Consider the following 23,510-nt stretch of genomic DNA (forward strand, 5'->3'; position numbering starts at 1 on the left):
TAATGAAAAAATGTTATTAATCGTTGAGCTAAAGTCATTAGAGATGCTTTGCCCTTAATGTGACCATATCGCAATAAGTTATGTTTTTAAATTGAGGGCATTATTATGAAAAAAATACCCTGCGTGATGATGCGAGGTGGAACCTCGAGGGGGGCGTTTCTGTTAGCGGAACATTTACCCGAAGATCAAACGCAGCGCGATAAAATATTGATGGCAATTATGGGTTCCGGGAATGATCTGGAAATTGACGGCATCGGCGGCGGTAATCCGCTGACCAGTAAAGTCGCCATTATTAGCCGTTCCAGCGATTCGCGTGCTGATGTCGATTATTTGTTTGCACAGGTAATCGTCCATGAGCAGCGTGTCGATACTACGCCTAACTGCGGCAATATGTTGTCTGGCGTTGGGGCATTCGCGATTGAAAATGGTTTGATCACTGCAACGTCACCGGTTACTCGCGTGCGTATCCGCAACGTCAATACTGACACACTCATCGAAGCTGATGTGCAAACGCCAAATGGTGTCGTCGAGTACGAAGGTAGCGCCAGAATTGACGGCGTGCCAGGAACTGCCGCACCGGTCGCGCTCACTTTCCTGAATGCCGCAGGGACGAAAACTGGAAAAGTTTTCCCGACGGATAAACCGATTGATTATTTTGACGATGTTCCGGTGACCTGTATCGATATGGCCATGCCGGTGGTCATTATTCCTGCTGAATATCTTGGAAAAACAGGCTATGAATTGCCTGTGGAATTAGATGCTGATAAAGCATTATTAGCCCGTGTTGAATCTATCCGTCTGCAAGCCGGTAAAGCGATGGGGTTAGGAGATGTCAGTAATATGGTAATTCCTAAACCCGTGCTTATTTCCCCAGCGCAGAAAGGCGGTGCGATTAATGTACGTTATTTTATGCCGCATTCTTGTCATCGCGCGCTGGCGATAACCGGAGCTATTGCCATATCCAGTAGCTGTGCGCTGGAAGGCACGGTCACCCGGCAAATTGTTCCTTCAGTGAGTTACGGCAATATCAATATTGAACACCCCAGTGGTGCGCTTGACGTTCATTTAAGTAATGAAGGTCAGGATGCCACAACGTTACGTGCATCTGTTATTCGGACGACCAGAAAAATATTTTCCGGTGAAGTTTATCTTCCCTGAAAAATTTCTTTGCCGTGATAAGGACAATCAATAAAGGAATTCTGTATTAATAATACAGAAAGTGCAGGATATTAAATGAATAAAAAATCATTATGGAAGCTAATTCTGATATTAGCGATCCCGTGTATTATTGGCTTTATGCCAGCCCCGGCAGGATTAAGTGAACTGGCGTGGGTGCTTTTTGGTATTTATCTGGCAGCAATTGTAGGGCTGGTCATCAAGCCTTTCCCGGAACCTGTCGTGCTGTTAATTGCGGTTGCTGCCTCGATGGTGGTGGTGGGTAACTTATCTGGTGGAGAGTTCAAAACCACCGCCGTACTAAGTGGATACTCTTCCGGTACAACCTGGCTGGTATTCTCTGCGTTCACCTTAAGCGCCGCGTTTGTTACCACCGGCTTAGGTAAACGTATCGCTTATCTGCTGATTGGTAAAATTGGTAGCACTACCCTGGGACTGGGTTACGTTACCGTATTCCTCGATCTGGTACTGGCTCCGGCAACACCGTCTAACACCGCGCGTGCTGGCGGTATCGTATTGCCGATTATCAACAGCGTGGCGGTGGCTCTGGGTTCTGAACCGGAAAAAAGCCCGCGTCGTGTTGGGCATTACCTGATGATGTCCATTTACATGGTCACCAAAACCACCAGCTATATGTTCTTTACCGCAATGGCGGGGAACATCCTGGCGCTGAAAATGATCAACGACATTCTGCACCTGCAAATTAGCTGGGGTGGGTGGGCGCTGGCTGCCGGTTTGCCTGGCATCATTATGCTGCTGGTCACTCCACTGGTGATTTACACCATGTATCCACCAGAAATCAAAAAAGTGGATAACAAAACCATCGCCAAAGCGGGTCTTTCTGAACTGGGGCCGATGAAAATTCGCGAAAAAATGCTGCTCGGTGTATTTGTGCTGGCGCTGCTGGGGTGGATTTTCAGTAAGACTCTCGGGGTTGATGAATCTACCGTGGCTATTGTTGTTATGGCGACCATGCTGCTGCTGGGTATTGTGACCTGGGAAGACGTGGTTAAAAATAAAGGCGGCTGGAATACCTTAATCTGGTATGGCGGTATTATCGGCTTAAGCTCACTATTATCGAAAGTAAAATTCTTTGAATGGTTAGCCGAAGTCTTTAAAAATAATCTGGCATTTGATGGTCACGGTAACGTTGCCTTCTTCGTGATTATTTTCCTTAGCATCATTGTGCGTTATTTCTTCGCTTCCGGTAGTGCCTATATCGTAGCTATGTTACCGGTATTTGCCATGCTGGCGAATGTCTCCGGTGCACCGTTAATGTTAACCGCGTTGGCTCTGCTGTTCTCCAACTCCTACGGCGGCATGGTCACTCATTATGGCGGCGCGGCAGGTCCGGTCATCTTCGGCGTGGGTTACAACGATATTAAATCCTGGTGGTTGGTCGGTGCGGTACTGACGATATTAACTTTCCTGGTACATATCACCCTCGGTGTATGGTGGTGGAATATGCTGATCGGCTGGAACATGCTGTAAATATTCTCAAATATCCCTTCATTATCTTTCTGCGCACTTTACGGTGCGCAGATATCTGGAGTCTCTGATGATCAAGTTGTCTGAAAAAGGCGTGTTTCTCGCCAGTAATAACGAAATAATTGCCGAAGAATATTTCACTGGCGAAATAAAAAAAGAAGAAGCCAAAAAAGGCACGATTTCCTGGTCTATTCTCTCTTCCCATAATACGTCAGGAAATATGGACAAACTTAAAATTAAGTTTGATTCATTGGCCTCACACGATATTACCTTTGTCGGGATTATTCAGACCGCCAAAGCCTCCGGGATGGAGCGTTTTCCGCTGCCGTATGTGCTGACCAATTGCCATAACTCATTGTGTGCAGTGGGTGGCACTATTAATGGCGATGACCATATTTTTGGTTTATCGGCAGCTCAGCGTTATGGCGGTATTTTTGTGCCTCCGCACATTGCGGTAATCCATCAATATATGCGTGAGATGATGGCAGGCGGCGGAAAAATGATCCTCGGGTCAGACAGCCATACCCGCTACGGTGCGTTAGGTACGATGGCGGTTGGTGAAGGCGGCGGCGAGCTGGTTAAGCAACTGCTGAACGACACCTGGGATATCGACTATCCGGGCGTAGTAGCGGTACATCTGACCGGCAAACCAGCCCCCTATGTCGGGCCGCAGGATGTGGCGCTGGCGATTATCGGCGCGGTGTTCAAAAACGGTTATGTCAAAAACAAAGTGATGGAGTTCGTGGGGCCGGGTGTTGCGGCTCTCTCTACCGATTTCCGTAACAGCGTTGACGTGATGACCACTGAAACCACCTGTTTAAGCTCCGTCTGGCAAACTGATGACGAAGTGCATAACTGGCTGGCGCTGCACGGTCGCGGTGAGGATTACAGCCAGCTTAATCCACAGCCAATGGCTTATTACGACGGCTGTATTAGCGTTGATTTAAGCGCCATCAAGCCAATGATTGCGCTGCCATTCCATCCGAGCAACGTCTATGAAATTGACACGCTGAACCAGAATCTGACTGACATTCTGCGTGAGATTGAAATTGAGTCCGAACGTGTAGCGCATGGTAAAGCCAAACTCTCGCTGCTGGATAAAGTGGAAAATGGTCGCCTGAAAGTGCAGCAGGGGATTATTGCGGGTTGCTCTGGCGGTAACTATGAAAACGTCATCGCCGCAGCAAATGCGCTGCGCGGTCAATCTTGTGGCAACGACACTTTCTCGCTGGCGGTTTACCCGTCATCACAGCCGGTGTTTATGGATTTAGCCAAAAAAGGCGTAGTGGCGGATTTGATTGGCGCAGGCGCAATCATCAGAACCGCATTCTGCGGCCCATGTTTTGGCGCGGGTGATACGCCAATCAACAACGGTTTGAGTATTCGCCACACCACGCGTAACTTCCCGAACCGTGAAGGCTCTAAGCCAGCCAATGGCCAAATGTCAGCGGTGGCGTTGATGGACGCTCGTTCTATCGCCGCAACTGCCGCAAACGGTGGGTACTTAACTTCTGCCAGCGAACTCGACTGCTGGGGCAACGTGCCGGAGTACGCCTTCGATGTAACTCCGTATAAAAACCGTGTTTATCAGGGCTTTGTGAAAGGGGCGACTCAGCAACCGCTGATCTACGGGCCGAACATCAAAGACTGGCCAGAATTAGGTGCGCTGACTGACAATATCGTCCTTAAAGTGTGTTCGAAGATCCTCGACGAAGTGACCACTACCGACGAATTGATTCCTTCCGGTGAAACCTCTTCGTATCGTTCAAATCCGATTGGTCTGGCGGAGTTTACTTTGTCACGCCGCGATCCGGGTTATGTCGGCAGAAGTAAAGCCACTGCCGAGCTGGAAAATAAACGTCTGGCGGGGAACATCAGCGAGCTGGCAGAGGTGTTTGCGCGTATTAAGCAGATTGCTGGTCAGGAAAATATTGATCCGCTGCAAACTGAAATTGGCAGCATGGTCTATGCGGTCAAACCAGGCGATGGTTCTGCGCGTGAACAGGCGGCAAGCTGCCAGCGTGTAATTGGCGGTCTGGCGAATATTGCTGAGGAATATGCGACTAAACGTTACCGTTCTAACGTCATCAACTGGGGGATGTTACCGCTGCAAATGGTGGAAGTGCCGAGCTTTGACGTGGGGGATTACATTTATATTCCAGGCATTAAATCGGCGCTGGATAATCCCGGTACGACGTTCAAAGGTTACGTGATCCATGAAGATGCGCCGGTAACGGAGATTACACTCTATATGGAGAACCTGACTGCCGAAGAGCGCGAAATTATCAAGGCGGGGAGTTTGATTAACTTCAATAAAAACCGTCAGATGTAAAAAGCGTCATGTGAATGTAGGCCGCATCCGGCACTTATTGTCGGATGCGATGCTTGCGCATCTTATCCGACCTACGAATCGCATCGCCTAATTAGGGGCGTAGTTCAATTGGTAGAGCACCGGTCTCCAAAACCGGGTGTTGGGAGTTCGAGTCTCTCCGCCCCTGCCAGAAATCATCCTTAGCGAAAGCTAAGGATTTTTTTTATCTGTAATAAACTCATCCAAAGTAAAACCTTCTTCCGGCATCCTTGCCAGCTATTTTAATTAATACACATCATCCAGAACGTTAATTTTCAATAGATCGCGAATCAACGCGTGTTTATCACTATTTTGCAGCCATATAGCATAGAGAGGACGTGAAAGCGTTGTGCTGTCGACAACAGTATGCAATCCGCCTTTTTTGCGAGCCCAACTTACTGGTAGCCAGGTACAACAATTAAGCATTGCAATCTGTTGCTGTGCCAGTTCGGCAGAACTGGTTGTCAGGATTGGAACTTCATCAGCACCGATTAAACCGGCCTCATGTTGTTGAAAATCTGGCCCCCATTCCAGTCGCAGATAGTTAAGATCTCCTTTTAATTTAGAAGGGGTGCTGGCATAAAGTGCCAAAGTAAAATGCCCCAGCAACTGGCTACTAAACTCGTCCATTTTGGGTGCTTCAGTGGTAATAAGAAGATCAAGCTGACGTTCATGCAGTTGTTTTACCAGTGACTGCCGTTGGGCGATCCGCGCTTCGAACTGCAACCCTGTGTGGGCATCCTGATTTTGATACAAACGTCCCAGCCACTGATTAAGCATACATTCCCACAACGAGGCGCTGGCACCGATGGAGAACTCATTATGTCGTGAGGTATGTGCCACTTCCTTACGGGCGGCCTGCCAGGTACTCATGAGCGTTTCTGCATAAGGCAGGAGCTTTTCTCCTGCAGCGGTCAAACGGATATTATTCCTGTGGCGGGTGAAAAGGTTCACACCCAGTTGATTTTCCAGTTGCCTGATCCGAAAACTCACAGCTGATTGGGTCAGATAGAGCGATTCAGCCGCTCGACCAAAGTGACGTGTTCGGCTAACTTCCAGGAAAGTTTTTAACAATTCCGTATCCACAGTGCTCTCCGCAAAATTATTTGTCGTTATGATTTAAATGTTTTGTTTTACACTCTGTCAAGCGTAACTAATACTCCGCGCCATAACTAGCTCGGTCAAAGAATTAGGAGCGTGCAGGATGGCGGAAAGCTTTACGACGACTAATCGATATTTCGACAATAAACATTATCCACGTGGGTTCTCTCGTCATGGTGATTTCACCATCAAAGAGGCACAACTGCTTGAACGTCATGGTTATGCCTTCAATGAGCTGGATCTCGGTAAACGCGAGCCGGTGACCGAAGAAGAGAAACTCTTCGTAGCAGTATGCCGTGGCGAACGTGAGCCAGTGACAGAAGCAGAACGCGTGTGGTCTAAATATATGACGCGTATCAAGCGTCCAAAACGTTTTCACACTCTTTCCGGCGGTAAACCGCAGGTCGAAGGTGCTGAAGACTACACCGATTCCGACGATTAATAAAAAAGGGCGAAATGCCCTTTTTTTATGCCAGTAGTTTTTGCAAATGGATTAACAAGCGGTCGATAGCTCGATAGCTAACCGCCTCCTGCAGATGCGGGCGTGTGATGGTCTCAGACTGATCAATATCCGCAATGGTTCTTGATACTTTCAGTAACCGCTGCCAGGCACGAATAGATAATCCCAGATGGATCAGCGTTTCTTCCAGCCACTGTGCGTCTTCACTCTCAAGCTTGCAGAATTGTCGTATTTCTGGGCTATCCAGCCAGGCATTCAGTTTATTCTGCCGCTTAAATTGGCGCTCTCTGGCAGCTATTACGCGTTGTTTAACGGTGGCGCTGTTTTCCCCCAGAACTACCGCTTTACTCAGAATACCGGGCGGTGGGAGAGGGATCTCCAGTGAGAGATCAAAGCGGTCGAGAAAGGGACCTGAGAGTCGGTTGAGATAACGTAATGTTTGTTCTGGCGTACAGCGGTTATGGTTCCCCTGATAATGTCCGGTAGGGCTGGGATTCATCGCCGCGACAAGCTGGAAACGTGCCGGATAGGTTATTTTCGCTCGCGTGCGTGAAAGATGGATCTGGCCTGACTCTATGGGCTCCCGCAAGGCATCCAATGTACGCCGTTCAAATTCAGGTAGCTCATCAAGAAAAAGCACGCCGTTATGCGCCAGCGAAATTTCACCAGGCCCGGGAATTGCACCACCGCCAACCATCGCAGTTAACGACGCACTGTGATGTGGTGAACGGAACGGGCGTTGCCGCCACTGTTTTTGTACCGATTCGGCATTTACCAGACTTAATATCGCAGCACTCTCCAGTGCCTCTTCATTACTTAAATCTGGCAACAGACCATTAATACGGCTGGCGAGCATTGTTTTACCCGTTCCCGGCGGCCCAATCAGTAAAAGGTTGTGCCCGCCAGCGGCGGTAATTTCCAGCCCTCGCTTTCCTTGCTCCTGACCGACAACATCACTGAGATCATGTTGTAATACCCAGGATTCCGCATCTGTTGGTTTCGGGCGTTCGAGAGCATGTTTACCTTCCAGAAATGCACAGACCGCTTGTAGATGATCGGCTATCAGGCATCCTTCACCGTTAATTAGCCCTACTTCCGCTTCATTGTCTTTCGCGACGATAATCTTTCTGCCCGACTTAATAGCTTCAGTTGCACTGGAGATTGCGCCGGGAACGCCACGCAAAGCGCCTGTAAGCGCCAGTTCCCCAACTAATTCATATTCATCCAACTTATTGGCTGTAAGCTGTTCAGAGGCAGCCAGCAACGCAATGGCGATAGGTAAATCATATCTTCCACCTTCTTTCGGTAGATCGGCAGGCGCAAGATTTATGGTGATTTTTTTCGACGGATATTCATATCCGCTATTGATAATGGCGCTACGCACGCGATCGCGTGCTTCTTTTACCGTTGTTTCTGGTAAGCCCACCATCGTTAATCCGGGTAGACCTTTACTGATATGTACCTCAACAGTGATCGGCGGAGCGTTTACTCCCAGCGCGGCACGGGTATGAACAATTGACAGTGACATAAGTCCTCCTTAAGTCACCATTATGAACATAAGAGATCGCTGCTGTAGCCTGCTAAATTGTGTTATTGGGCGGTAGATTCCTGTTTATTTATGCAAAGTGATTTGAGTTGTATTAGCGATGGATTAACGCTCGCAAAAATGAGGCGTGCAAGAATTAGTCTTTAAGAAAGGGCAAGAATTATACGGAAATTGAATTTTTTTCATTCACTATTTTTTATATAAAAAACAATGGTTTTTATAGAAATTATTATATTTGTCATAAAAAGCGACCAAAAAATATCTTGTGCCATTCGCAAAATCTATGGTAACTCTTTAGGTATTCCTTCGAACAAGATGCAAGAAAAGACAAAATGACAGCCCTTCTACGAGTGATTAGCCTGGTCGTGATTAGCGTGGTGGTGATTATTATCCCACCGTGCGGGGCTGCACTTGGACGAGGAAAGGCTTAGAGATCAAGCCTTAACGAACTAAGACCCCCGCACCGAAAGGTCCGGGGGTTTTTTTTGACCTTAAAAACATAACCGAGAAGCAGACAATGAATAACAGCACAAAATTCTGTTTCTCAAGATTCAGGACGGGGAACTAACTATGAATGGCGCACAGTGGGTGGTACATGCGTTGCGGGCACAGGGGGTGAATACCGTTTTTGGTTATCCGGGTGGCGCAATTATGCCGGTTTATGATGCATTGTATGACGGCGGCGTGGAGCACTTGTTGTGCCGACATGAGCAAGGGGCGGCAATGGCAGCTATCGGCTATGCTCGTGCTACCGGCAAAACCGGTGTATGCATTGCCACGTCTGGCCCTGGTGCAACCAATCTGATCACCGGACTGGCGGATGCGCTGTTAGATTCTGTTCCGGTTGTTGCCATCACCGGTCAGGTGTCCGCACCGTTTATCGGCACCGACGCATTTCAGGAAGTGGATGTACTGGGATTGTCGTTAGCCTGTACCAAACACAGCTTCCTGGTGCAGTCGCTGGAAGAATTACCACGCATCATGGCGGAAGCGTTTGATGTCGCCAGCTCAGGTCGTCCCGGCCCGGTTCTGGTTGATATCCCAAAAGATATTCAGTTAGCCAGTGGCGATCTGGAACCGTGGTTCACCACCGTTGAAAACGAAGTGACTTTTCCACATGCAGAAGTTGAGCAAGCGCGACAGATGCTGACTAAAGCGCAAAAGCCGATGTTGTATGTCGGCGGCGGTGTCGGTATGGCGCAGGCTGTTCCTGCTCTGCGTGAGTTTCTCACGACCACAAAAATGCCTGTCACCTGTACGTTGAAAGGGCTGGGCGCAGTCGAGACGGATTATCCGTACTATCTGGGAATGTTGGGGATGCACGGCACCAAAGCGGCGAACTTCGCGGTACAGGAGTGTGATCTGCTGATCGCCGTGGGTGCACGTTTTGATGACCGGGTTACCGGCAAACTGAATACCTTCGCACCACATGCCTGCGTGATCCATATGGATATCGACCCAGCAGAAATGAACAAACTGCGTCAGGCGCATGTGGCATTACAGGGCGATTTGAATGCTTTGTTACCGGCATTACAGCAGTCGTTAAATATCAATGGCTGGCAGCAATATTGCGCACAACTGCGTGATGAACATGCCTGGCGCTACGATCACCCCGGAGAGGCTATCTACGCGCCGTTGTTGTTAAAACAACTGTCGGATCGTAAGGCTGCGGATTGTGTTGTGACCACGGATGTGGGACAGCATCAGATGTGGGCCGCGCAGCACATTGCCCATACTCGTCCGGAAAATTTCATCACATCCAGTGGGTTAGGCACCATGGGTTTCGGTTTACCAGCGGCGGTTGGCGCGCAAGTCGCGCGACCGAACGATACCGTTGTTTGTATCTCCGGTGACGGCTCTTTCATGATGAATGTGCAAGAGTTGGGCACCGTAAAACGCAAGCAATTACCGTTGAAAATCGTCTTACTCGATAACCAACGGTTAGGGATGGTTCGACAATGGCAGCAACTGTTTTTCCAGGAAAGATACAGTGAAACCACCCTTACCGATAACCCCGATTTCCTCATGTTAGCCAGAGCCTTCGGTATCCCTGGCCAACACATCACCCGTAAAGACCAGGTTGAAGCGGCACTCGACACCATGCTGAACAGTGATGGGCCATACCTGCTTCATGTCTCAATCGACGAACTTGAGAACGTCTGGCCACTGGTGCCGCCTGGTGCCAGTAATTCAGAAATGTTGGAGAAATTATCATGATGCAACATCAGGTTAATGTATCGGCTCGCTTCAATCCGGAAACCTTAGAACGTGTTTTACGCGTGGTGCGCCATCGTGGTTTCCATGTTTGCTCAATGAATATGGCTGCCGCCAGTGATGCACAAAATATAAATATCGAATTGACCGTTGCCAGCCCACGGTCGGTCGACTTACTGTTTAGTCAGTTAAATAAACTGGTGGACGTCGCACACGTTGCCATCTGCCAGAGCACAACAACATCACAACAAATCCGCGCCTGAGCGCAAAAGGAATATAAAAATGACCACGAAGAAAGCTGATTACATTTGGTTCAATGGGGAGATGGTTCGCTGGGAAGACGCGAAGGTGCATGTAATGTCGCACGCGCTGCACTATGGCACCTCGGTTTTTGAAGGTATCCGTTGCTACGACTCACATAAAGGACCGGTTGTATTCCGTCATCGTGAGCATATGCAGCGTCTGCATGACTCCGCAAAAATCTATCGCTTCCCGGTTTCACAGAGTATTGATGAGCTGATGGAAGCCTGCCGCGACGTAATCCGCAAAAATAATCTCACCAGTGCCTATATCCGTCCGCTGATTTTTGTCGGTGACGTTGGCATGGGCGTAAACCCGCCTGCGGGATACTCCACCGACGTGATTATCGCCGCTTTCCCGTGGGGTGCGTATCTGGGCGCAGAAGCGCTGGAGCAGGGGATCGATGCGATGGTTTCCTCCTGGAACCGCGCAGCACCAAACACCATCCCAACTGCGGCGAAAGCGGGTGGTAATTACCTCTCTTCCCTGCTGGTGGGTAGCGAAGCGCGCCGCCATGGCTATCAGGAAGGTATCGCGCTGGATGTGAATGGTTACATCTCTGAAGGTGCAGGCGAAAACCTGTTTGAAGTGAAAGATGGCGTGCTGTTCACCCCGCCGTTTACCTCATCCGCATTACCGGGCATTACCCGTGACGCCATCATCAAACTGGCGAAAGAGCTGGGAATTGAAGTGCGTGAGCAAGTTCTGTCGCGCGAATCACTCTATCTGGCAGATGAAGTCTTTATGTCCGGTACTGCGGCTGAAATCACGCCAGTGCGCAGTGTAGACGGTATTCAGGTAGGCGAAGGTCGTTGTGGCCCGGTTACCAAACGTATTCAGCAAGCCTTCTTTGGCCTCTTCACCGGCGAAACCGAAGATAAATGGGGCTGGTTGGATCAAGTTAATCAATAAATACAAAAATGGGATGGCACGCACCGTCCCATTTACGAGACAGACACTGGGAGTAAATAAAGTATGCCTAAGTACCGTTCCGCCACCACCACTCATGGCCGTAATATGGCGGGGGCTCGTGCGCTGTGGCGCGCCACCGGAATGACCGACGCCGATTTTGGCAAACCGATTATCGCGGTTGTGAACTCGTTCACCCAATTTGTACCGGGCCACGTCCATCTGCGCGATCTCGGTAAACTGGTCGCTGAACAAATTGAAGCGGCTGGCGGTGTTGCCAAAGAGTTCAACACCATTGCGGTGGATGATGGGATCGCCATGGGCCACGGGGGCATGCTTTATTCACTGCCATCTCGCGAACTGATCGCTGATTCCGTTGAGTATATGGTGAACGCCCACTGCGCCGACGCGATGGTCTGTATCTCCAACTGCGACAAAATCACCCCAGGGATGCTGATGGCCTCCCTACGCCTGAATATTCCGGTGATCTTTGTTTCCGGTGGTCCGATGGAGGCCGGAAAAACCAAACTGTCCGATCAGATCATCAAACTTGATCTGGTTGATGCGATGATCCAGGGGGCAGATCCGAAAGTCTCTGACTCCCAGAGCGATCAGGTTGAGCGTTCAGCCTGCCCAACTTGCGGCTCCTGCTCCGGGATGTTCACCGCCAACTCGATGAACTGCCTGACCGAAGCGCTGGGCTTGTCGCAGCCGGGTAACGGCTCACTGCTGGCAACCCACGCTGACCGTAAGCAATTGTTCCTTAACGCCGGTAAACGCATTGTCGAGCTGACCAAACGTTACTACGAGCAAAACGATGAAAGCGCCCTGCCGCGTAATATTGCCAGCAAAGCGGCATTTGAAAACGCCATGACGCTGGATATCGCGATGGGTGGTTCCACTAACACCGTTCTCCATCTGCTGGCAGCGGCGCAGGAAGCAGAAATCGATTTCACGATGAGTGATATCGATAAACTTTCACGCAAAGTCCCGCAGTTGTGCAAAGTTGCGCCGAGCACTCAGAAATACCATATGGAAGATGTTCACCGTGCTGGTGGCGTTATCGGTATCCTCGGGGAACTGGATCGCGCGGGATTACTGAATCGCAATGTGAAAAACGTGCTCGGTCTGACGTTGCCGCAAACGCTGGAACACTACGACGTCATGTTGACCCAGGATGATGCGGTAAAAAATATGTTTCGTGCAGGCCCGGCGGGTATCCGTACCACCCAGGCGTTCTCGCAGGATTGCCGTTGGGACTCCCTCGATGACGACCGTGCTAACGGTTGTATCCGCTCACTGGAACACGCCTACAGCCAGGACGGTGGTCTGGCTGTACTTTACGGTAACTTCGCGGAAAACGGCTGTATTGTTAAAACCGCGGGCGTCGATGACAGCATCCTGAAATTTACCGGTCCGGCGAAAGTGTATGAAAGTCAGGACGACGCGGTAGAAGCGATCCTCGGTGGCAAAGTTGTGGCAGGCGACGTAGTCGTGATCCGCTACGAAGGGCCGAAAGGCGGTCCGGGGATGCAAGAAATGCTCTACCCAACCAGCTTCCTGAAATCGATGGGCCTCGGTAAAGCCTGTGCACTGATCACCGACGGTCGCTTCTCTGGCGGCACCTCTGGCCTTTCCATCGGTCACGTCTCACCGGAAGCGGCAAGTGGCGGCAGCATTGGCCTGATTGAAGACGGTGACCTGATCGCCATCGACATTCCGAACCGCAGCATTCAGTTACAAGTAAGTGATGCAGAACTGGCGGCACGTCGTGAAGCGCAGGAAGCCCGTGGTGATAAAGCCTGGACGCCGAAAAACCGTGAACGTCAGGTCTCCTTTGCTCTGCGCGCTTACGCCAGCCTGGCGACCAGTGCCGACAAAGGTGCGGTACGCGATAAATCGAAACTGGGGGGTTAATAATGGCAGACTCACTACCCCTGTCTGGCGCACCGGAAGGCGCTGAGTATTTACGGGCGGTGCTACGCGCGCCGGTCTATGAAGCGGCGCAGGTCACGCCGCTGCAGAAAATGGAAAAACTCTCGTCGCGTCTTGATAACGTCATTCTGGTAAAGCGCGAAGACCGCCAGCCAGTGCACAGCTTTAAGCTGCGCGGCGCATACGCCATGATGGCGGGCCTGACGGAAGAACAGAAAGCGCACGGCGTGATCACTGCTTCTGCGGGTAACCACGCGCAGGGCGTTGCGTTCTCCTCCGCACGATTAGGCGTGAAGGCGCTAATCGTCATGCCAACCGCCACCGCTGATATCAAAGTTGATGCGGTACGCGGCTTCGGCGGCGAAGTGTTGCTTCACGGTGCGAACTTTGATGAAGCAAAAGCCAAAGCGATTGAACTGTCGCAGCAGCAGGGCTTCACCTGGGTTCCGCCATTTGATCATCCGATGGTGATTGCCGGACAGGGCACGCTGGCGCTGGAATTGCTCCAGCAGGACGCCCATCTTGATCGCGTATTTGTGCCGGTCGGCGGCGGCGGTCTGGCGGCGGGTGTGGCGGTGCTGATCAAACAACTGATGCCGCAAATCAAAGTGATAGCCGTGGAAGCGGAAGATTCAGCCTGCCTGAAAGCGGCGCTGGATGCAGGTCATCCTGTTGACCTGCCGCGCGTAGGTTTGTTTGCTGAGGGGGTCGCGGTCAAGCGCATTGGTGACGAAACGTTCCGTCTGTGTCAGGAGTATCTCGACGACATCATCACCGTTGATAGCGATGCCATCTGTGCGGCGATGAAAGACCTGTTCGAAGATGTGCGCGCGGTGGCGGAGCCGTCTGGCGCGTTGGCGCTGGCGGGAATGAAAAAATATATCGCCCAGCACAACATTCGTGGTGAGCGCCTGGCGCATGTGCTCTCGGGAGCTAACGTCAATTTCCACGGCCTGCGCTACGTCTCGGAACGTTGCGAACTGGGTGAACAGCGCGAAGCATTGCTGGCGGTGACCATTCCGGAAGAAAAAGGCAGTTTCCTTAAATTTTGCCAGCTACTCGGTGGGCGCTCGGTCACAGAGTTCAACTATCGCTTTGCAGATGCCAAAAATGCCTGCATTTTTGTCGGCGTGCGCTTAAGCCGCGGCCTTGAGGAGCGCAAAGAAATTTTGCAGATGCTCAACGAAGGCGGCTACAGCGTGGTTGATCTCTCCGATGACGAAATGGCGAAGCTGCATGTGCGCTATATGGTCGGCGGGCGTCCATCGCATCCGTTGCAGGAACGCCTCTACAGCTTCGAATTCCCGGAATCACCGGGCGCGCTGCTGCGCTTTCTTAACACGCTGGGTACGCACTGGAATATCTCTTTGTTCCACTATCGCAGTCATGGCACCGACTACGGGCGCGTACTGGCGGCGTTCGAACTTGGCGACCATGAACCGGATTTCGAAACCCGGCTGAATGAGCTGGGCTACGATTGTCACGACGAAACCAATAACCCGGCGTTCAGGTTCTTTTTGGCGGGTTAGGGAAAAATGCCTGATGGCGCTTCGCTTATCAGGCCTACCCACGCGTCAACGTTATTTGTGGTTGGGTAAAATCTTCCAGAACGCCTCAATCAGCGGCTCATGTAGCCGCTTTTTTTGTGCGCAAACGCCCAGTTCAAACGGTGTTTTCTCATCGCTGCGATCAAGAATCATCACACGGTTGCGTACAGGTTCAGGACTATTATCCAACACAACTTCCGGTAACAATGCCACGCCACAGCCTAGCGCCACCATCGATACCATCGCTTCATGCCCGCCGACCGTGGCGTAAATCATCGGGTTGCTGATTTTATTGCGTCGGAACCACAGTTCAATGCGGCGGCGCACTGGTCCCTGATCGGCCATGATAAACGGCACCGTCGACCAGTCCGGCTTCTCTACAGATACCTGATTACGAACCGGGCAGGGCAGCGCAGGTGCGATCAGCACTACCGCCAGATTCTCCAGCATCGAAAATGCCACTGCACCGGGTAACGTCTCTGGCTTACCGGCAATCGCCAAATCCGCTTCGCCGGTGACAACTTTTTCCATCGCATCCGCCGCATCACCGGTGGTGAGCTTGATCTCCACCGACGGGTGTTCCGCGCGGAAGCGATCAAGAATCGGCGGAAGATGGCTGTAAGCAGCGGTCACCGAGCAGAAAATATGTAACTCGCCAGAGAGCGACGGCCCTTGCTGGTCGATGGTGTGGCGCAGTTGCTGATATTGCAACAGCGTTTGCTGGGCGAAAACACGCAGCTCTTCGCCCGCTTCGGTCAGCGTTACCGTCCGGTTATCGCGTATAAATAGCGGTTGGCCGAGATCTTCTTCCAGGCGCTGAATCTGCCGTGAAAGTGTCGATGGGCTGACGTGCATCGCCCGCGCGCTGCGCCCAAAATGACGGCTTTCCGCCAGATGTAGAAACATTTTCAGATCGCGTAAATCCACAGGCACAGCCCTCGATTTTGACGTTGCAGAAATTGCAATGTGACGTTGTGAATATATCAATTTCCGCAATAAGTTTCCTGACATATAGTGAATTTAATCTCGCAAACGCGAACCGAACAATAAGAAGCACAACATCATGAGGAATCACCATGGCTAACTACTTCAATACACTGAATCTGCGCCAGCAATTGGCGCAGTTGGGTAAATGTCGCTTTATGGGCCGCGAAGAATTCGCTGACGGCGCGAGCTACCTTCAGGGTAAAAAAGTAGTCATCGTCGGTTGTGGTGCACAGGGCCTGAACCAGGGCCTGAACATGCGTGATTCTGGTCTGGACATCTCTTATGCCCTGCGTAAAGAGGCGATCGCTGAGAAACGCGCTTCCTGGCGTAAAGCGACCGAAAACGGTTTTAAAGTCGGCACTTACGAAGAGCTGATCCCGCAGGCGGATCTGGTGGTTAACCTGACGCCGGATAAGCAGCACTCCGACGTAGTGCGTTCTGTTCAGCCGCTGATGAAAGACGGTGCGGCGCTGGGTTACTCCCATGGCTTCAACATCGTAGAAGTGGGTGAGCAGATCCGTAAAGACATCACTGTGGTGATGGTTGCACCGAAATGCCCGGGCACTGAAGTGCGTGAAGAGTACAAACGTGGGTTTGGCGTACCGACGCTGATTGCCGTTCACCCGGAAAACGATCCGAAAGGCGAAGGTATGGCGATTGCCAAAGCCTGGGCTGCGGCTACCGGTGGTCACCGTGCGGGCGTGCTGGAATCCTCCTTCGTTGCGGAAGTGAAATCTGACCTGATGGGCGAACAAACCATACTGTGCGGTATGTTGCAGGCTGGTTCTCTGCTGTGCTTCGACAAGCTGGTGGAAGAAGGCACCGACCCGGCATATGCAGAAAAACTGATTCAGTTCGGTTGGGAAACCATCACCGAAGCTCTGAAGCAGGGTGGCATCACCCTGATGATGGACAGGCTCTCTAACCCGGCAAAACTGCGTGCTTATGCGCTCTCTGAACAACTGAAAGAGATCATGGCACCGCTGTTCCAGAAACATATGGACGACATCATCTCCGGCGAATTCTCCTCCAGCATGATGGCTGACTGGGCCAATGATGATAAGAAACTGCTGACCTGGCGTGAAGAGACCGGCAAAACCGCGTTCGAAACCGCGCCGCAGTTTGAAGGCAAAATCGGTGAGCAGGAGTACTTCGATAAAGGCGTACTGATGATCGCGATGGTAAAAGCAGGCGTTGAACTGGCGTTCGAAACCATGGTTGATTCCGGCATCATTGAAGAGTCGGCTTACTACGAATCACTGCACGAACTGCCGCTGATTGCCAACACCATCGCCCGTAAGCGTCTGTACGAAATGAACGTCGTTATCTCTGATACCGCCGAGTATGGTAACTACTTGTTCTCTTACGCCTGCGTGCCGCTGCTGAAACCGTTTATGGCAGAGCTGCAACCGGGCGATCTGGGTAAAGCTATTCCGGAAGGTGCCGTTGATAACGCGCAACTGCGTGATGTGAATGAAGCCATTCGCAGCCATGCTATCGAGCAGGTAGGTAAGAAACTGCGTGGCTATATGACGGATATGAAACGTATTGCGGTTGCAGGCTAAGCGGCTACATACGGTGCCGGATGGCGGCGTAAACGCCTTATCCGGCCTACAAAAAGTGCACGTTCTGTAGGCCTGATAAGCGCAGCGCCATCAGGCAAAAACCCGGTGTTCAAATGCACCGGGTTTTTTTGTTAGTTACGGTACAGCACCTTAATGATGTGATAGCCGAACTGGGTGTGCAGCGGGCCGGTTGGCTCCAGTACCGGACAAGAGAAAACCACTTTATCGAATGCCGGAACCATCTGACCCTGGCGGAACTCACCTAAATCACCGCCGCGTTTGCCTGACGGGCAAATGGAGTGCTTCTTCGCCAGCTTGCCGAAATCAGCGCCGTTCTTAATCTGTTCCAGAAGTTCCAGAGCCAGTTTCTCTTCTTTTACAAGGATATGCAGTGCTGCTGCCGTTTTTGCCATGATCGTGCCTTGAGTGGTATGGATGAGGCTGGCTATACTACCACGCTGTTATTTTCCCCTCCCGACTTTCATTGAGCGATTTTTCTATGCGTCTAAACCCCGGCCAACAACAAGCTGTCGAATTCGTTACCGGCCCCTGCCTGGTGCTGGCGGGCGCGGGTTCCGGTAAAACTCGTGTTATCACCAATAAAATCGCCCATCTGATCCGCGGTTGCGGTTACCAGGCGCGACATATTGCAGCGGTGACCTTTACCAATAAGGCGGCACGCGAGATGAAAGAGCGTGTTGGGCAGACGCTGGGGCGCAAAGAGGCGCGTGGGTTGATGATCTCCACCTTCCATACATTAGGGCTGGATATCATCAAGCGTGAATATGCGGCGCTGGGAATGAAAGCGAACTTTTCGCTGTTTGACGATACCGATCAGATGGCGTTGCTCAAAGAGCTGACCGAGGGTCTGATTGAAGATGACAAAGTTCTCCTGCAACAGTTGATTTCGACCATCTCTAACTGGAAGAACGATCTGAAAACTCCGGCGCAGGCGGCGGCAGAGGCAAAGGGCGAGCGGGATCGTATTTTTGCCCATTGTTATGGACTGTATGATGCGCACCTGAAAGCGTGCAACGTTCTCGACTTCGATGACCTGATTTTGCTGCCAACGTTGTTGTTGCAACGCAATGAAGAAGTACGCGAACGCTGGCAGAACAAAATTCGCTACCTGCTGGTGGATGAGTATCAGGACACCAACACCAGCCAGTATGAACTGGTGAAACTGCTGGTGGGTAGCCGCGCGCGCTTTACCGTGGTGGGCGATGACGATCAGTCAATCTACTCATGGCGTGGTGCCCGTCCGCAAAATCTGGTGCTGTTGAGCCAGGATTTCCCGGCGTTGAAGGTGATTAAGCTGGAGCAGAACTACCGCTCTTCCGGACGTATTCTGAAAGCGGCCAACATCCTTATCGCCAATAACCCGCACGTCTTTGAAAAGCGCCTGTTCTCCGAACTGGGCTACGGCGCGGAGCTAAAAGTATTAAGCGCGAATAATGAAGAACATGAAGCCGAGCGCGTTACTGGCGAGCTGATTGCGCATCACTTCGTCAATAAAACACAGTACAAAGATTACGCCATTCTCTATCGCGGTAATCATCAGTCGCGAGTGTTTGAAAAATTCCTGATGCAAAACCGCATCCCGTACAAAATTTCCGGCGGTACTTCATTCTTCTCCCGCCCGGAAATCAAGGATTTGCTGGCTTATCTGCGTGTGCTGACTAACCCGGACGATGACAGTGCGTTCCTGCGTATCGTCAACACGCCGAAACGAGAGATTGGCCCGGCAACGCTGAAAAAGCTGGGCGAGTGGGCGATGACCCGCAATAAAAGTATGTTTACCGCCAGTTTTGATATGGGATTGAGTCAAACACTGAGTGGGCGTGGTTATGAAGCGTTGACTCGCTTTACTCATTGGCTGGCGGAAATCCAGCGTCTGGCGGAGCGGGAGCCGATTGCTGCGGTGCGCGATCTGATCCACGGCATGGATTATGAATCCTGGCTGTACGAAACATCGCCCAGCCCGAAAGCCGCCGAAATGCGCATGAAGAACGTCAACCAACTGTTTAGCTGGATGACGGAGATGCTGGAAGGCAGCGAACTGGATGAGCCGATGACGTTAACCCAGGTGGTGACGCGCTTTACTCTGCGCGACATGATGGAGCGAGGTGAAAGCGAGGAAGAACTGGATCAGGTGCAACTGATGACTCTCCACGCATCGAAAGGGCTGGAGTTTCCCTATGTTTTCATGGTCGGTATGGAAGAAGGATTTTTACCGCACCAGAGCAGCATCGATGAAGACAATATTGATGAGGAGCGGCGGCTGGCCTATGTAGGGATCACCCGCGCCCAGAAGGAATTGACCTTTACGCTGTGTAAAGAGCGTCGTCAGTACGGTGAACTGGTGCGCCCGGAGCCGAGTCGCTTCCTGTTAGAGTTACCGCAGGATGATCTGATTTGGGAGCAGGAGCGCAAAGTGGTCAGCGCGGAAGAACGGATGCAGAAAGGGCAAAGCCATCTGGCAAATCTGAAAGCGATGATGGCAGCAAAACGAGGGAAATAGTTAAGGGGCACGGAATTATCGCCGGATAGAATGCGTTAGCATCGCATCCGGCACATTACTCGTTAATATACTTCCAGCGGCCAATGAACATAACTCTGCCATTGGCTTTCTTGCTCGATAATCTCTTTACCCAGCGGATGTTGGGCTAACCACCCTTGCGGCAGCGTCAAGGTCAACTGTTCATGGCTGGCCTGTAATTGAATCTTCGGCACTAAATCGTCACGGCGACGGCTGGCAAAAATGATGGCCAGGCGCAGTAAACGACAGAGTTGTTCCGCAACGCGCGGAGGGACGGCATTTTGTTGATGCAGCGATGAGAGATCGACCGGATTAGTTTGGTTGAGCAACAGCGTCGCCAGCAGCTTTTTCTGCGCGGGAGTAAAACCAGGAAGATCCAGGTTTCGCACCAGATAAGCAGCATGTTGCGGCGCTTGTTTGAAATCAACGCTCAGGCCAATTTCATGAAGTTGACAGGCACTGATTAGCAAATCGCGGCTAATTGCTTCAAGATGCCATGCATTTTCCACCTGATCGAAGAAGTTAGCCGCAACGCTGGCTACGCGCTGTGCCTGATCAATATCGATCATAAAGCGGCGCTGAATATTACGCAGCGTACGGCTGCGAATATCCTGCTCGACGGCCAGATGCAACATGCCGTAAACCAGGCCTTCACGCAGTGCGCCGCCAGCCAGCGTCATACACTGAATATTCAGTTCGGTAAAAATGGCTATCAGGATCGCCAGACCACTCGGGAATACTAACGCGCGTTCCAGCGTCAGCCCGTCGATCTCCAGCTCCTCCAGCCGACCGCAATGAATGGCGCGCTGTTTCAGTTGTTGCAACTTTTCCAGGGTAATGCGTTCATCCATTCCCTGCGCCATCATGATTTCTTGCAAGGCCTGCACGGTGCCGGAAGCGCCAACGCACACTTTCCAGCCGTGATAACGCAATTCATCGGCAACCGGACGTAACACTTCGCGTGCCGCTTTTTCTGCGGCATCAAAATTTTCCTGCCCCAGATTACGATCGGCAAAATAGCGTTCCAGCCAGGTGACGCAGCCCATCGACAGACTGAACAGAGAGGTGGTTTGTGCACCCGTGCCGGTTACCAGTTCAGTACTGGCTCCCCCGATATCCACCACCAGGCGCTGATCGGCTCCACCGGTAGTGTGAGCAACGCCCTGATAAATCAGACGAGCTTCCTCTTCACCGCTGATCACCTGCACCGGACAACCAAGAATTTCCTGCGCTTTGGCAATAAAATCACCAGCGTTGACAGCAAGACGTAACGTCGCCGTAGCAACAACGCGAATTTGTGAAGGAGGGATATCTTGCAGACGTTCAGCAAACAGGCGCAGGCATTGCCAGCCGCGCTCCATTGCTTCATTAGACAGGGCATTTTCGCTGTTCAGACCAGCAGCCAGACGTACTTTGCGTTTAATTCGCGTCAGCGTCTGGATACTACCAGCCACCTCGCGCACAACCAGCATATGAAAACTATTCGAACCGAGATCAATGGCTGCATAAAGCGACGAGGTGGAACTCATACTCTTCATCCTTCAATCTGTCTCTGCGTTGGCTGTGTTCTTTCACCCGAATCACTTACTACAGTAAGCTCATCGGGATTCATTCTCTTGCCATCTTGATGCAGTTTGAATGATTTTGAGTATGACATTATTTATTTAACCTGAACGACGACGATTACGTGGAGCGCCTGTACGACGCGGACCGTTGCCTGTGCGCGGGCGCGTCAAGCGTAGCGGTTTTGGCAGATCGGTCATCAATGCGTCCGGATTGTATTTGCTTACCGGAATAGAATGACCAATATAGGTCTCAATGGCAGGCAAATTCAATGCATACTCTTCACACGCCAGGCTGATGGAATGACCACTTGCACCAGCGCGGCCAGTACGGCCGATACGGTGAACGTAATCTTCACAGTCATCGGGTAAATCGTAGTTAAAGACGTGGGTTACGGCCGGAATATGCAAACCACGTGCGGCTACGTCGGTAGCAACCAGAATATCCAGATCGCCACGGGTAAATTCATCAAGAATACGCAGACGTTTTTTCTGCGCCACATCGCCCGTCAACAGCCCGACACGATGACCATCTGCCGCCAGGTGACCCCAGATCTCTTCGCAACGATGTTTGGTGTTGGCGAAAATAATCGCTCTGTCTGGCCACTCTTCTTCGATCAGCGTTTGCAGCAAACGCATTTTTTCTTCGTTAGAAGGGTAGAAAAGCTCTTCTTTAATGCGGTGGCCCGTTTTCTGTTCCGGTTCCACTTCGATGTATTCGGCGTTATTCATCTGCTCGAACGCCAGTTCACGTACCCGGTACGAAAGCGTGGCGGAGAACAGCATGTTGAGGCGCTGATTTGCTGGCGGCATACGGCGAAACAGCCAGCGAATATCTTTAATAAAGCCCAGATCGTACATACGATCGGCTTCGTCCAGCACCACGACCTGAATAGCGCCAAGGTTAATGTGATTCTGTTTGGCGTAGTCGATTAAACGACCCGTGGTGCCAATCAGGATGTCAACGCCGCTTTCCAGCACTTTTAGCTGTTTGTCGTAGCCGTCGCCGCCATAAGCCAGGCCCAGCTTCAGACCGGTAGCTTGCGCCAGCGGCTCCGCGTCGGCGTGGATCTGCACGGCAAGTTCACGCGTCGGTGCCATAATTAAGGCACGTGGCTGGTTCACCTTGCGATCGGCAATGGTGGGATGAGAGAGAAGGTAATGAAACGTTGACGTCAGGAACGCCATCGTTTTCCCAGTACCGGTTTGCGCCTGCCCGGCTACGTCACGACCTTCCAGCGTTAGCGGAAGGGCCAGTGCCTGAATGGGCGTACAGTTATGAAACCCTTTTTTTTCAAGGGCTTCTACAACTTTCGGATGCAGGGCGAAGTCGGAAAACTTCTGTTCTGTTAAATGTGTTTTGCTCATAGTGTGATAGAATATCAGCTTACTATTGCTTTACGAAAGCGTATCCGGTGAAATAAAGTCAACCTTTAGTTGGTTAATGTTACACCAACAACGAAACCAACACGCCAGGCTTATTCCTGTGGAGTTATATATGAGCGATAAAATTATTCACCTGACTGACGACAGTTTTGATACGGATGTACTCAAAGCGGACGGGGCGATCCTCGTCGATTTCTGGGCAGAGTGGTGCGGTCCGTGCAAAATGATCGCCCCGATTCTGGATGAAATCGCTGACGAATATCAGGGTAAACTGACCGTTGCAAAACTGAACATCGATCAAAACCCTGGCACTGCGCCGAAATATGGCATCCGTGGTATCCCGACTCTGTTGCTGTTCAAAAACGGTGAAGTCGCGGCAACCAAAGTGGGTGCACTGTCCAAAGGTCAGTTGAAAGAGTTCCTCGACGCCAACCTGGCATAAGGG

At 51.4% G+C, this 23,510-nt stretch carries 20 protein-coding genes and 1 tRNA gene; 15 read left to right on the plus strand and 6 right to left on the minus strand.

Annotation, left to right across the window (positions count from 1 at the left end; all coding sequences use genetic code 11):
* Window positions 1–105: 105 nt before the first annotated feature.
* From ESM_RS0107810 to ESM_RS0107825, 4 genes are all read left to right on the plus strand, one after another.
* Window positions 106–1,158 carry a 4-oxalomesaconate tautomerase gene (locus tag ESM_RS0107810; protein ID WP_000723670.1) on the plus strand — a complete coding sequence of 351 codons (1,053 nt, stop codon included), beginning with the start codon at window positions 106–108 and terminating at the stop codon, window positions 1,156–1,158.
* Window positions 1,159–1,233: 75 nt separating this feature from the next.
* Window positions 1,234–2,667 (plus strand): anion permease, encoded by a 1,434-nt coding sequence (locus ESM_RS0107815; protein ID WP_001036492.1) that lies wholly within the window; start codon window positions 1,234–1,236, stop codon window positions 2,665–2,667.
* A gap of 67 nt (window positions 2,668–2,734) precedes the next feature.
* Complete coding sequence (locus ESM_RS0107820; protein ID WP_000593965.1) at window positions 2,735–4,996, plus strand: hydratase; 2,262 nt, start codon at window positions 2,735–2,737, stop codon at window positions 4,994–4,996.
* A 93-nt stretch (window positions 4,997–5,089) separates the two neighbouring features.
* Window positions 5,090–5,165 (plus strand) — tRNA-Trp (locus tag ESM_RS0107825).
* Window positions 5,166–5,260: 95 nt separating this feature from the next.
* On the opposite strand, the gene hdfR is transcribed toward ESM_RS0107825, so the two are convergent.
* Window positions 5,261–6,100 carry an HTH-type transcriptional regulator HdfR gene (hdfR, locus tag ESM_RS0107830; protein WP_000379233.1) on the minus strand — a complete coding sequence of 280 codons (840 nt, stop codon included), beginning with the start codon at window positions 6,098–6,100 and terminating at the stop codon, window positions 5,261–5,263.
* 118 nt (window positions 6,101–6,218) lie between these two features.
* On the opposite strand from hdfR, the gene maoP reads away from it, so the two are divergent.
* On the plus strand, window positions 6,219–6,557 hold the full coding sequence (maoP, locus tag ESM_RS0107835) for a macrodomain Ori organization protein MaoP (protein ID WP_000841001.1): 339 nt from the start codon (window positions 6,219–6,221) through the stop codon (window positions 6,555–6,557).
* A gap of 25 nt (window positions 6,558–6,582) precedes the next feature.
* On the opposite strand, the gene ESM_RS0107840 is transcribed toward maoP, so the two are convergent.
* On the minus strand, window positions 6,583–8,103 hold the full coding sequence (locus tag ESM_RS0107840; RefSeq protein ID WP_000059010.1) for a YifB family Mg chelatase-like AAA ATPase: 1,521 nt from the start codon (window positions 8,101–8,103) through the stop codon (window positions 6,583–6,585).
* Window positions 8,104–8,453: 350 nt separating this feature from the next.
* Between ESM_RS0107840 and ilvL the strand changes: the two genes are divergently transcribed.
* From ilvL to ilvA, 7 genes are all read left to right on the plus strand, one after another.
* A complete protein-coding gene (gene ilvL, locus ESM_RS01000000124340) occupies window positions 8,454–8,552 on the plus strand; it encodes an ilv operon leader peptide (RefSeq protein WP_001311244.1) in 99 nt (32 codons plus the stop codon).
* 86 nt (window positions 8,553–8,638) lie between these two features.
* A complete protein-coding gene (ilvX, locus tag ESM_RS1000000128360; RefSeq protein WP_001387183.1) occupies window positions 8,639–8,689 on the plus strand; it encodes a peptide IlvX in 51 nt (16 codons plus the stop codon).
* 2 nt (window positions 8,690–8,691) lie between these two features.
* Window positions 8,692–10,338 (plus strand): acetolactate synthase 2 catalytic subunit, encoded by a 1,647-nt coding sequence (gene ilvG / locus ESM_RS0107845; RefSeq protein WP_001012639.1) that lies wholly within the window; start codon window positions 8,692–8,694, stop codon window positions 10,336–10,338.
* The gene (gene ilvM / locus ESM_RS0107850) at window positions 10,335–10,598 is read left to right on the plus strand and encodes an acetolactate synthase 2 small subunit (protein ID WP_000983255.1); all 264 of its coding nucleotides are present in this window, start codon (window positions 10,335–10,337) and stop codon (window positions 10,596–10,598) included. Before ilvG ends, ilvM begins: the two co-directional genes overlap by 4 nt.
* A gap of 19 nt (window positions 10,599–10,617) precedes the next feature.
* Window positions 10,618–11,547 (plus strand): branched-chain-amino-acid transaminase, encoded by a 930-nt coding sequence (gene ilvE / locus ESM_RS0107855; RefSeq protein ID WP_000208520.1) that lies wholly within the window; start codon window positions 10,618–10,620, stop codon window positions 11,545–11,547.
* A 63-nt stretch (window positions 11,548–11,610) separates the two neighbouring features.
* Window positions 11,611–13,461: a dihydroxy-acid dehydratase gene (gene ilvD, locus ESM_RS0107860; protein WP_001127407.1), complete on the plus strand. Its 1,851-nt coding sequence runs from the start codon at window positions 11,611–11,613 to the stop codon at window positions 13,459–13,461.
* Window positions 13,462–13,463: 2 nt separating this feature from the next.
* The gene (ilvA, locus tag ESM_RS0107865) at window positions 13,464–15,008 is read left to right on the plus strand and encodes a threonine ammonia-lyase, biosynthetic (protein ID WP_000785507.1); all 1,545 of its coding nucleotides are present in this window, start codon (window positions 13,464–13,466) and stop codon (window positions 15,006–15,008) included.
* Between the two features lie 51 nt (window positions 15,009–15,059).
* On the opposite strand, the gene ilvY is transcribed toward ilvA, so the two are convergent.
* Window positions 15,060–15,953, minus strand: coding sequence for an HTH-type transcriptional activator IlvY (gene ilvY, locus ESM_RS0107870; protein WP_000365754.1), 894 nt, complete (start codon window positions 15,951–15,953; stop codon window positions 15,060–15,062).
* A 149-nt stretch (window positions 15,954–16,102) separates the two neighbouring features.
* On the opposite strand from ilvY, the gene ilvC reads away from it, so the two are divergent.
* Window positions 16,103–17,578, plus strand: coding sequence for a ketol-acid reductoisomerase (ilvC, locus tag ESM_RS0107875; protein ID WP_000024954.1), 1,476 nt, complete (start codon window positions 16,103–16,105; stop codon window positions 17,576–17,578).
* 131 nt (window positions 17,579–17,709) lie between these two features.
* Here the strand turns inward: ilvC and ppiC are convergent, their stop codons facing one another.
* Complete coding sequence (ppiC, locus tag ESM_RS0107880) at window positions 17,710–17,991, minus strand: peptidylprolyl isomerase PpiC (protein WP_001140258.1); 282 nt, start codon at window positions 17,989–17,991, stop codon at window positions 17,710–17,712.
* Window positions 17,992–18,077: 86 nt separating this feature from the next.
* On the opposite strand from ppiC, the gene rep reads away from it, so the two are divergent.
* On the plus strand, window positions 18,078–20,099 hold the full coding sequence (gene rep / locus ESM_RS0107885) for a DNA helicase Rep (protein ID WP_001238901.1): 2,022 nt from the start codon (window positions 18,078–18,080) through the stop codon (window positions 20,097–20,099).
* 62 nt (window positions 20,100–20,161) lie between these two features.
* Here the strand turns inward: rep and gppA are convergent, their stop codons facing one another.
* Together gppA and rhlB are read right to left on the minus strand one after the other, a co-directional pair.
* Entirely contained in the window at window positions 20,162–21,646 is a 1,485-nt protein-coding gene (gene gppA / locus ESM_RS0107890; protein ID WP_001517408.1) for a guanosine-5'-triphosphate,3'-diphosphate diphosphatase, read from the minus strand.
* Window positions 21,647–21,781: 135 nt separating this feature from the next.
* On the minus strand, window positions 21,782–23,047 hold the full coding sequence (rhlB, locus tag ESM_RS0107895; protein WP_000047512.1) for an ATP-dependent RNA helicase RhlB: 1,266 nt from the start codon (window positions 23,045–23,047) through the stop codon (window positions 21,782–21,784).
* Window positions 23,048–23,177: 130 nt separating this feature from the next.
* Here rhlB and trxA point away from each other — a divergent pair, with 130 nt between their 5' ends.
* Entirely contained in the window at window positions 23,178–23,507 is a 330-nt protein-coding gene (gene trxA, locus ESM_RS0107900) for a thioredoxin TrxA (protein ID WP_001280776.1), read from the plus strand.
* Window positions 23,508–23,510 lie beyond the last annotated feature (3 nt).

It is taken from the genome of Escherichia sp. TW09308, assembly GCF_000208565.1.
Taxonomy (GTDB): Bacteria; Pseudomonadota; Gammaproteobacteria; order Enterobacterales; family Enterobacteriaceae; genus Escherichia; species Escherichia marmotae.